At 68.5% G+C, this 9,869-nt stretch carries 11 protein-coding genes; 3 read left to right on the forward strand and 8 right to left on the reverse strand.

Features of this window, described 5'->3' with window-relative positions:
- Positions 1 to 65: 65 nt before the first annotated feature.
- Complete coding sequence (locus ACFV15_RS36610; protein ID WP_378356494.1) at positions 66 to 416, forward strand: hypothetical protein; 351 nt, start codon at positions 66 to 68, stop codon at positions 414 to 416.
- Between the two features lie 179 nt (positions 417 to 595).
- Here the strand turns inward: ACFV15_RS36610 and ACFV15_RS36615 are convergent, their stop codons facing one another.
- From ACFV15_RS36615 to xerD, 6 genes are all read right to left on the reverse strand, one after another.
- Positions 596 to 1,348 (reverse strand): pseudouridine synthase, encoded by a 753-nt coding sequence (locus ACFV15_RS36615; protein WP_378356496.1) that lies wholly within the window; start codon positions 1,346 to 1,348, stop codon positions 596 to 598.
- A complete protein-coding gene (gene scpB / locus ACFV15_RS36620) occupies positions 1,338 to 2,036 on the reverse strand; it encodes an SMC-Scp complex subunit ScpB (RefSeq protein WP_378356498.1) in 699 nt (232 codons plus the stop codon). Before scpB ends, ACFV15_RS36615 begins: the two co-directional genes overlap by 11 nt.
- Positions 2,033 to 2,920, reverse strand: a complete 888-nt coding sequence (locus tag ACFV15_RS36625) for a segregation and condensation protein A (protein ID WP_378356499.1) — start codon at positions 2,918 to 2,920, stop codon at positions 2,033 to 2,035. Before ACFV15_RS36625 ends, scpB begins: the two co-directional genes overlap by 4 nt.
- Positions 2,920 to 3,306 (reverse strand): cobyrinic acid a,c-diamide synthase, encoded by a 387-nt coding sequence (locus tag ACFV15_RS36630; protein WP_378356501.1) that lies wholly within the window; start codon positions 3,304 to 3,306, stop codon positions 2,920 to 2,922. Before ACFV15_RS36630 ends, ACFV15_RS36625 begins: the two co-directional genes overlap by 1 nt.
- Complete coding sequence (locus tag ACFV15_RS36635) at positions 3,303 to 4,304, reverse strand: ParA family protein (protein ID WP_378356502.1); 1,002 nt, start codon at positions 4,302 to 4,304, stop codon at positions 3,303 to 3,305. Before ACFV15_RS36635 ends, ACFV15_RS36630 begins: the two co-directional genes overlap by 4 nt.
- 92 nt (positions 4,305 to 4,396) lie before the next feature.
- Positions 4,397 to 5,332: a site-specific tyrosine recombinase XerD gene (gene xerD / locus ACFV15_RS36640; RefSeq protein WP_378356504.1), complete on the reverse strand. Its 936-nt coding sequence runs from the start codon at positions 5,330 to 5,332 to the stop codon at positions 4,397 to 4,399.
- A 50-nt stretch (positions 5,333 to 5,382) separates the two neighbouring features.
- Between xerD and ACFV15_RS36645 the strand changes: the two genes are divergently transcribed.
- Positions 5,383 to 5,898 (forward strand): DUF1707 domain-containing protein, encoded by a 516-nt coding sequence (locus tag ACFV15_RS36645; RefSeq protein ID WP_378356506.1) that lies wholly within the window; start codon positions 5,383 to 5,385, stop codon positions 5,896 to 5,898.
- A gap of 57 nt (positions 5,899 to 5,955) precedes the next feature.
- Here the strand turns inward: ACFV15_RS36645 and ACFV15_RS36650 are convergent, their stop codons facing one another.
- Positions 5,956 to 6,582: an NUDIX domain-containing protein gene (locus ACFV15_RS36650; protein ID WP_378356508.1), complete on the reverse strand. Its 627-nt coding sequence runs from the start codon at positions 6,580 to 6,582 to the stop codon at positions 5,956 to 5,958.
- On the reverse strand, positions 6,579 to 8,279 hold the full coding sequence (locus tag ACFV15_RS36655; protein ID WP_378356510.1) for a CTP synthase: 1,701 nt from the start codon (positions 8,277 to 8,279) through the stop codon (positions 6,579 to 6,581). Before ACFV15_RS36655 ends, ACFV15_RS36650 begins: the two co-directional genes overlap by 4 nt.
- A 103-nt stretch (positions 8,280 to 8,382) precedes the next feature.
- On the opposite strand from ACFV15_RS36655, the gene aroA reads away from it, so the two are divergent.
- Positions 8,383 to 9,672 carry a 3-phosphoshikimate 1-carboxyvinyltransferase gene (aroA, locus tag ACFV15_RS36660; protein WP_378356512.1) on the forward strand — a complete coding sequence of 430 codons (1,290 nt, stop codon included), beginning with the start codon at positions 8,383 to 8,385 and terminating at the stop codon, positions 9,670 to 9,672.
- Positions 9,673 to 9,869: the final 197 nt, after the last annotated feature.

Genomic DNA, 9,869 nt, shown 5'->3' on the forward strand with positions numbered 1-9,869 from the left:
AGAACAGTGACAGCAAGTCGATCTACGTTTTCTTCGTGGGGGATTCACCAAAAAGGAGAAAACGGATGAAACTCAAGAACATGCTCGCCGCTGCCGCCGTCGCCTTGGCCGCGGGTTCGCTCGCCGCCGTTCCGGCGGACGCGGCGCCTCGGGGCGGCGCGGGCGTGCTCACCGATCCCGGCAACTGCGCGACCGGCGAAGCGGGCCGCAGCTGTTTCAACAACTGGTGCAAGGCCGCGAACGTCTACTGGCCCGAATACCTGAGCTCGCAATTCTCGATCGAGCACAAGCTGAAGTTCGAATACACCGAGGGCATCCAAACCGCGCACTACACGGCGTTCATCGCCAGGACCGGCCTCGGCTGGCGACAGGAAGGCGGCTACGGGGCGGTCGCGCGGCCCTACTGTGGCGGCTGAACGACAGAACCGTGACAGCGGGCCGATCTATTTTCCTCCGCAGAGGTAATTCAACCGGAGGAGAAATAGATGAAATTTGAACTAATGCGGGCGGCCACGGCGATCGCGCTGGCCTGAGCCCGCCACGATGCTCGTGAGTGTTCCCGACGGTGAGAACCGTCGGGAACACTCACGAGTCCTTACAGCTCTACGGCCCGGTACAGCGAGCCGACCTCGCCCTTGTTCAGGCGCCGGATCGAGCCTGGCCGCTGGTTCCCCAGCTGCACGTCGGCGATCGCGGTGCGCACCAGCTTGCGCACGGGGTGGCCGACCTCGGCCATCAGCCTGCGCACGATGTGCTTGCGGCCCTCGTGGATGACCAGCTCGACGAGCGTGTTGCCCGCGTGCATGTCCTTCACCCGGAACTGGTCGACCTTGATCGGCCCGTCACCCAGCTCGATGCCGGCGCGCAGGTCCTTGCCGAGCCCGCGCGGGACGAGGCCGTCGACCTCGGCCAGGTAGGTCTTGAGCACCCGGTACGACGGGTGCATCAGGCGGTGCCCGAGGTCACCGTCGTTGGTCAGCAGCAGCAGGCCCTCGGTGTTCTCGTCGAGCCTGCCGACGTGGACGATGCCGCCCTCGTCGTCGTAGCGCCCGCGCAGGTAGTCGCCGACACACGGACGGCCACGGTCGTCCTTCATGGTGCTGTGCACGCCCTTGGGCTTGTTCAGCGCCAGGTAGACGAGGTCTTCACGCAGGTTGACGCGGGTGCCGTCGACGTGGATCACCGCGTTGACCGGGTCGACGCGGCGGCCGAGCTCGTTCACCACCTCGCCGTCCACCATGACGCGCCCGCGCACGATGAGGTCTTCGGCGGCGCGGCGCGAGGCCACTCCGGCCTGCGAAAGCACCTTTTGCAGGCGTACGCCCTCTGGATGCGGGTCAGATGTCATCGATGGTGTCCACTTCGGGTAGCAACGGGGCGATCGGGGGCAGGTCCGTCAGTGAGGACAGGCCGAGGCGCTCCAAGAACAGTTCAGTTGTCACGTACAGGGTGCCAGTCGTGTCCGGGTCGGTACCGGCCTCCTCGATGAGACCCCGCGCGAGCAGGGTCCGGATGACCCCGTCCACGTTCACGCCACGGACCGCGGCCACCCGCGCCCTGGTCACCGGCTGGCGGTAGGCGATCACCGCCAGGCTCTCCAGCGCGGCGCGGGTGAGCTTGGACCGCTGGCCGTCGAGCAGCAGCTTTTCCACGTACGGGGCATAAGTGTCCCTGGTGTAGAAACGCCAGCCTTCACCGGCTCGCCGCAGGTCGATCCCGGAGCCCCGGTCGGTGAACTTCTGGGCCATCGTGCGCAGCGCGACCGTGACCCGCGCGACCGGCTGTTCGACCGTCGTGGCCAGCGCTTCTTCGTTGATCGGCGAGTCGACGACCAGCAGCAGCGACTCGAGCACGGCCTCGAGTCCCTCGTCGTCGAGCTCGGGCAGCTCGATCGGCTCGATGCCCTCGTCGTCGTCCTCTTCCTCGGAGTCCTCGGAGTCCTCGGCCGGTGCTTCCTCTGCCGGAGCCTCTTCGGGTTCGGGCGCGTCGAGCGCATCCAGGTCGATCGGCTCGTCGTTCTCGTTCTCGGGGGTCACCCGTACTCCTCTTCCTCCGCCACGGCGACGGTCTGCTCGGCCACCGCGGCGGCTTCCTCCACGGAACCCCCGGTCCATCGGACATGCAACTCGGCGAGCGCCTCGAGCTGGTCGAACTGCACCGTCGCCTCGCGGTAGAGCTCCAGCAGCGCCAGGAAGCGCGCGACGATCTCGATGGTGTGCTCGCAGTCCTCGCACAGCTCGGAGAACGTGGCCTCGCCCTTCTCGGCGAGCTTGAGCCGCAGCAGCGCCGCGGTCTCGCGTACCGAGACCTTGCCCATGTGCAGGTGGTCCAGCGAGACCGTCGGCGGCGGCTTCGGCCGGAAGACCGCGAGCGCGATCTCGCCGAACTTCGCCGCGTCGACGCCGAGCATCACCTCGGGCAGCAGCCCGACGAACCGGTCCTCCAGCGCGACCGAGCGGGGATACCGCCGCAGCGCGCTGGCCTCCAGCTCGCCGAACAGCGCCGCGACCTGCTTGTACGCGCGGTACTGCAGCAGCCGCGCGAACAGCAGGTCCCGCGCTTCGAGCAGCGCCAGGTCGTCCTCGTCCTCGACCTCCGCCGACGGCAGCAGCCGCGCGGCCTTGAGGTCGAGCAGCGTCGCCGCGATGACCAGGAACTCGGTCGTCTCGTCGAGGCTCCAGTCGGCGCCCAGCGCCCGCGTGTAGCGGATGAAGTCGTCGGTGACGGTGTGCAGCGCGACCTCGGTGACGTCGAGCTGATGCTGCGAGATGAGCTGCAGCAGCAGGTCGAACGGTCCCTCGAAGTTGGCGAGGTGCACCTTGAACTTGCCCGGCGTGGCTCCCTCGTCGGGAACCATGCCTCCGTGGACGAGGATCTGTTCGACCGGCGCCGGCGTCTCCTCCGATGCCGGTTCGTCCATCAGTCCTCTGTCCCGCCCGCCCGCAGCCGCTTCACCAGCACGGATTCTTCGCCGTGCTCGTCGAAGTCGGCAAGCAGCACGGCCACCGCCTCGCGGACGAGGCGTCCCCGGTCGAGCACCAGGTTGTGCTTGCCACGGAGGTTGAGCCTGGCCTGTTCCATCGCGAGCAGCTCTTCACCGGACACGTACACGGTGATCTTCGCGTCGTGCTTGGTACGGCCGGAGCCCTGGGCGGCGGCTCGGTTCAGCTGCTGGCTGTGGCCGTTGCCGTTGCTCTTGGGTGGCTCCGGCTTTTCGACGGGAGGCAGATCGAGTGCGGGGCTGGTCGTGCTGGTCGTGATCCGAAACAGTTCCGACGCTCCGGGCAGGGATGCGCGCCTGCTCACCGAGCGATCACCTCGCGGGCCAGCGCGCGATAAGCCGCCGCGCCGGCGGACTTGGGAGCCCAGGTAGTGATCGGCTCCCCAGCCACAGTGGTTTCTGGGAACCGCACTGTGCGGTTGATAACCGTGTCGAACACGGTTTCCCCGAATGCCTCCACCACGCGCGCCATAACCTCCTTCGAATGCAGGGTTCTCGGATCGAACATGGTGGCGAGAATCCCGGTGATGTCCAGTTTGGGGTTGAGCCGCTCCTGCACCTTCTCGATCGTGTCGATGAGCAGCGCGACTCCACGGAGACTGAAGAACTCGCACTCAAGCGGGATGATCACACCGTCCGCAGCGGTCAGCGCGTTCACCGTGAGCAAGCCGAGCGAGGGCTGGCAGTCGACAAGAACATAGTCGTAGTCCTCCATCACCGGACGAAGGACCCTTAACAATGTGTGTTCGCGTCCTACCTCAGCGACGAGCTGGACCTCGGCCGCGGACAGGTCGATGTTGCTGGGCAGCAGGTCGACGTAGTCGACGCGGGTCTTGCGGATGACGTCGGTGATGGAGACGGACCGCTCCATGATCACGTTGTAGACGGTCTGGTCCAGCTCGTGGGGCTGGATGCCGAGGCCGACCGAGAGCGCGCCCTGCGGGTCGAAGTCGACGAGCAGCACCTTGCGGCCGCACTCGGCGAGCGCGGCACCGAGGTTGATCGTCGAGGTGGTCTTGCCGACGCCGCCCTTCTGGTTGCACATCGCCATCACCTTGGCCGGACCATGACGTTCCAGCGGCGGCGGCTCCGGGAGGTCCCGGTAGGGGCGGCCGGTCGGGCCGTTCCCGTGTTTGTCCTGTGGTCGGTTGTTTCGGAGTTGCGCGGCGATGGCTAAGTTCTCGTTTTCAGGGTCGTAATCGGCATCGCGCCGGCCTTCGGTGGCGATGGTGACCTGGTTCAGCGAAGCCGCCGCCGAGCCGGCGGACGCGGCCGGTCTTCCCGGCTGGTTCGGTGTCGACATGGCGCGAAAGCTCCTTTTACCGAGGTCTCCGGCAGCCTATGCGCGGATATCGGGGACCGCCAACGAGGCACGCCGGGCTACCGCCGAGTTCATTAGCCGAGTGCACGCGGATGGGCGGTCGCATAGACCTCTCTGAGGGTGTTGACGGTGACGAGCGTGTAGACCTGCGTGGTGGTCACCGAAGCGTGTCCGAGCAGCTCCTGGACGACTCTGACGTCGGCACCGCCTTCCAGCAGATGGGTGGCGAACGAGTGCCGCAGCGTGTGCGGCGAGACGGTCGCCGAGATGCCGGCCTGCTCGGCGGTGTCCTTGAGAACCTGCCAAGCGCTCTGCCGCGAGAGCCTGCTGCCGCGGGCGTTGAGGAAGACCGCGGCCGTGCCGCGGCCGCGCCTGGCCAGCTCAGGGCGGGCGCGCACCAGGTAGGCGTGCAGTGCTTCGACGGCGGGCCTGCCGATGGGCACCAGGCGTTGCTTGCCGCCCTTGCCGTCGAGCAGGACGGTGCGCTCCCCTGCGTCGATGTCGTCGATGTCGAGCCCGACGGCTTCGGAGATGCGCGCGCCGCTCGAGTAGAGCAGTTCCAGCAGCGCGCGGTCCCTGAGCGAACGCTCGCCCTCGGCGGGCGGGGTGTCGAGCAGGCGGAGAACATCGCCGACCGGTAACGCTTTGGGCAGCCGTTTCGCCGGTGAAGGCGGACGCACTTCACGGGCCGGGTCGTGTTCGGTGAGGCCGTCGGCGTGGGCGAACTTGTGCAGCCCGCGTACGGCGACGAGCGCCCGCGCGGCCGAGGACGCGGCGAGTGGCTGATGCTCTTCATCACCCTCGCGCAAGGCCATCCCGAAGGCGCTGACCTGCTCGGAAGTGACCTCGGCGAAGTCGCTCACGCCGGTCGCCTCGAGGTGCCCGGCATAGCGGCGGAGGTCGCGCGCGTAGCTGTCCAGGGTGTTGCGCGCCGTGCCGCGCTCGACCGTCAGATGATCGAGGTACGCCGCCACGACGTTGGCCACACCGGTGGTGCCCGCCTTTGCCACGGTCGACACTCTAAGGCCTCGCACGGGTGATTCGAGCTACCGTTTGAGGCATGTCCACCGCACCGGAACCGGAGAACCTCCGCATCGGCACCGCCGAACGAGAAGAGGCGATGAAGGTGCTGAGCGATCACTTCGCCGAGGGGCGGCTCAGCACGGAGGAGTACGAGACCCGGGTGACCGGCGTGCTCGACGCGAAGACCCGAGCGGACCTGCGGCCGTTGTTCGACGACCTGCCCGCGCCGAAGCCGGTCTTCCTGCTCCCGCCGATGACGTTCGCGCAGCCCGCGTACGCGCCGCCGCATCCGGGATCGATGCCGGTGCCGCACTGGGCGCCGCCGCCCCCGGCGCAGTACTCGCCGAAGTCCAAGGTGATCGCGGGCGTGCTGCAGATCGTGTTCCCGTTCGGGACCGGGCGGTTCTACACGGGCCACACGGGCATCGCGGTGGCCCAGCTGCTGGTCACGCTGTTCACCTTCGGGATCGGCGCGATCTGGCCGTTCATCGACGGGATCCTGCTGCTCGCCAACGGCGGCACCGACCCGTTCGGCCGCCGCCTCCGCGACTGAAGCCCGAAAGCCACTTTCGTCAGATGGCATCTGGCGAAAGTGGCTTTCGGGCTACCGTCAGAGGCTTCGGGAGGCGAAGCGGGTCGGGCGGTCTTCCCATGGCGCGTCGGCTGGACGCGCCTGGCCGTAGCCGCTGATGACCGTGTGCGCCGCCAGCACGCCGCTCACGGTCGCGCCGTTGACGAGCTCACCCGAGAGCGCCATCCGGACAGCCTCGGCGAGCGGGACCTTGTGCACCACCAGATCGGCCTCCTCGTCACCGAGCACGTCCCTGTCCACTTCGGACAGTTCGCGGGCCAGGTAGACGCGGACCACCTCGTCGGTGAACCCCGGCGACGCCGCGACGTCGACCAGTGTCTCCCACTTTTCGGCGCCGAGGCCGACTTCCTCGACCAGTTCGCGCTTGGCCGCCTCGACGGGGTCCTCCCCCAGCTTGTCGATCAAGCCCGCCGGGAGTTCCCACAACCGGTGCCCGAGCGCGTGCCGGTACTGGTGGATGAGCGTGACGTTGCCGTCGGCGTCCAGCGCGACGATCGCGACCGCGCCGAGGTGCTCGACGATCTCGCGTTTCGCCGTCGTGCCACCCGGCATGCGGACCTCGTCGACCCGCATGCCGACCACGCGTCCGATGTGGATGTCCCTTGTGGACTCCACGGTGAACTCGTGCCTGCCGGGCTCGGTCATCGGGCGGCCACCGGGGTCTCCGGCAGCTCGACCGGCAGCCGCTCGGCGGTCCGGTACGTGACGACGGCCTGCACGAACGCGTCGAACAGCGGGTGCGGGCGCGTCGGACGGCTCTTCAGCTCCGGGTGCGCCTGCGTGCCGACGAAGAACGGGTGCACGTCGGCAGGCAGCTCGACGAACTCGACCAGGCGGTCGTCCGGCGAGGTGCCCGAGAACACCAGGCCGGCGTCGGAAAGACGCTTGCGGTAGGCGTTGTTGACCTCGTAGCGGTGCCGGTGGCGCTCCGAGACCTCGGTCGACCCGTACGCCTTCGCGACCTGGGAGCCCGCCTTGAGCTTCGCCGGGTACGCGCCGAGACGCATGGTGCCGCCCATGTCCCGCTCGCCGGCGACGACGTCGAGCTGGTCGGCCATCGTCGAGATCACCGGGTGCGCGGTGTTCTCGTCGAACTCGGTCGAACCCGCGTTTTCCAGGCCGGCCAGGTTGCGCGCGGCCTCGATGACCATGCACTGCAGGCCGAGGCACAGGCCCAGCGTCGGGATGCCGCGCGTGCGGGCGTACTCGACGGCGCCGAGCTTGCCCTCGATGCCGCGGATGCCGAACCCGCCTGGGATCAGCACACCGTCCACGGTGGACAGTGCGGCGGCAGCGCCTGCCTTGGTCTGCAGGTCGTCCGAGGCGACCCAGACGATCTCGACCTTCGCCCGGTTGGCGAAACCACCGGCACGCAGCGCCTCGGTGACCGAGAGGTACGCGTCCGGCAGGTCGATGTACTTGCCGACCACGGCGACCCTGACGGTCTCCGAGGGGTTGTGCACCCGGTTGAGCAGATCGCCCCACACCGTCCAGTCGACGTCCCGGAACGGCAGCCCCAGCCTGCGGACGACGTAGGCGTCGAGCGCCTCGCCGTGCAGCACCTTGGGAATGTCGTAGATGGACGGCGCGTCAGGGCAGGCGATGACGGCGTCGGTGTCGACGTCGCACATCAGGCCGATCTTGCGCTTGAGATCCTCCGGCAGCTCACGGTCGGCACGGCAGACCAGCGCGTCCGGCTGGATGCCGATGTTGCGCAGCGCCGCGACGGAGTGCTGGGTCGGCTTCGTCTTCAGCTCGCCCGACGGCGCCAGGTACGGCACCAGCGAGACATGGAGGAAGAAGCAGTGATCCCGGCCGACGTCGTGGCGGACCTGGCGGCACGCCTCGAGGAACGGCAGCGACTCGATGTCGCCGACGGTCCCGCCGACCTCGGTGATCACCACGTCCGGCGCGTGACCCGACACATCGGCCTCGGCAGCGGACATGATCCGCGACTTGATCTCGTCGGTGATGTGCGGGATGACCTGCACAGTGTCGCCGAGATACTCCCCGCGCCGCTCCTTGGCGATCACTTCGGAGTAGACCTGGCCGGTCGTGACGTTGGCCTTGCCGTTGAGGTCGCGGTCGAGGAAGCGCTCGTAGTGCCCGATGTCGAGGTCGGTTTCGGCGCCGTCCTCGGTGACGAAGACCTCGCCGTGCTGGAACGGGTTCATCGTGCCCGGATCCACATTCAGGTAGGGATCCAGCTTCTGCATCGTGACCCGGAGCCCACGTGCGGTAAGGAGTTGACCCAGGCTGGAAGCCGTGAGTCCCTTACCCAGAGAGGAGGCAACGCCTCCGGTGACAAAGACATACTTGGTAGCCCGCGACTGAAGTCCCACGGGCTTCCACCCTATCTCACGTCCGCCGGGGCGCGCGATGGCCACGCCGGTAACCGCCAAACGAGTGGAAATATCTCTAGGCGTGTCCACTAGGATCCCTCGCGTGACGGACGAAGACAGCTGGACCGCCCCGGTCGCCGAGGCTCCGCTGGACGCGGTGGTCCGCGTCCCCGGTTCGAAATCGATCACCAACCGCGCCTATGTGCTCTCGGCGCTCGCGACCGCGCCCACGCGGGTGCGCGCGCCGCTCGACTCCCGCGACGCCAGGCTGATGCTGGGCGCGCTCGCCGCGCTCGGCGCCCGCTCCGAGGAGACGCCGGGCGGCGGCTACCTGGTGCATCCGCTCAACCCCGCCAGGATCCACGTCGAAGAGACGGTGAACGTGGTGCTCGGCAACGCGGGCACGGTCGCCCGCTTCACCCCGGCGCTCGCCACCCTCGGCTCCTCCCCCGTGCTCTTCGACGGCGACGAGGCCATCCGCCGCCGCCCGATCGGCCCGCTCCTCGCGGCGCTGCGCGACCTCGGCGCCGACATCGACGACGACGGCCGCGCCGCGCCCCCGTTCACCGTCCGCGGCCACGGCGGCCTCCCCGGCGGCCGGGTCGACCTGGACTCGTCCGCGTCCAGCCAGTTCCTCTCGGCGCTGCTGCTGGCCGCCCCGGCGTCCGAAAAGGGCGTCACCGTGCGACTGGTCGGCGGCAACCCGCCGAGCGAGCCGCACATCGCGATGACCTTGGACATGCTGCGCCGCTTCGGCGCCACAGTGGACCGCGACGGCGTCGAGTTCCACGTCCCGCCGGCCCGCCTCTCCTGCCCGGTCTACACGGTGGAGCCCGACCTCTCGACGGCCGCGCCGTTCGTGGTCGCCCCGCTGCTCACCGGCGGCAAGGTCCGCATCGAGGGCTGGCCGTCGTCGACGACCCAGCCCGGCGACTACCTGCGCGGCCTGGTGACCCAGCTCGGCGCCACGGTCTCGCTGGACGAATCCGGCCTGACGGTGTCCGGCGGCGGCTCGTTCCCCGGCGCGACGCTGGACCTGCACGAGGTCGGCGAGCTGACCCCGGTCATCGCGTCGCTCCTGTGCTTCGCGGACGGGCCGTCGGTCATCACGGGCGTCGCGCACCTGCGCGGCCACGAGACCGACCGCTTGGCCGCTCTCGCCGCCGAGCTCTCGGGCCTGGGCGCCGAGGTGAAGGACACCGAGGACGGGCTGCGGATCACCCCGGCCCCGATGAGCGCGGGTGTCTTCCACACCTACGACGATCACCGCCTGGTCATGGCGGGCGCGGTGCTCGGCCTGCGCATCCCCGGCATCGACGTCGAAAACCCTGCCACGGTAGGGAAAACGTTCCCCGGCTTCGTGGACGCCTGGTCCGCCATGCTCGGCGCCTGATCACGTCTCCCCAAGCCCGAATGTGGCTTTCGTCAGATAGGACCTGACGAAAGCCACATTGAGGTTTTCTCAGTAGGGGTGTTGGTGGCGGCGTGTTGGGCCGGGTAGGCGGAAAGCCCCTGCTAGGACTGGATTTCTTGACGATCTAGTCCGAAGCAGAGGCTTTCCGTGATTACCTATCATGCCACCTTGGACGT

Source organism: Amycolatopsis sp. NPDC059657 (genome assembly GCF_042734395.1).
Taxonomy (GTDB): domain Bacteria; phylum Actinomycetota; class Actinomycetes; order Mycobacteriales; family Pseudonocardiaceae; genus Amycolatopsis.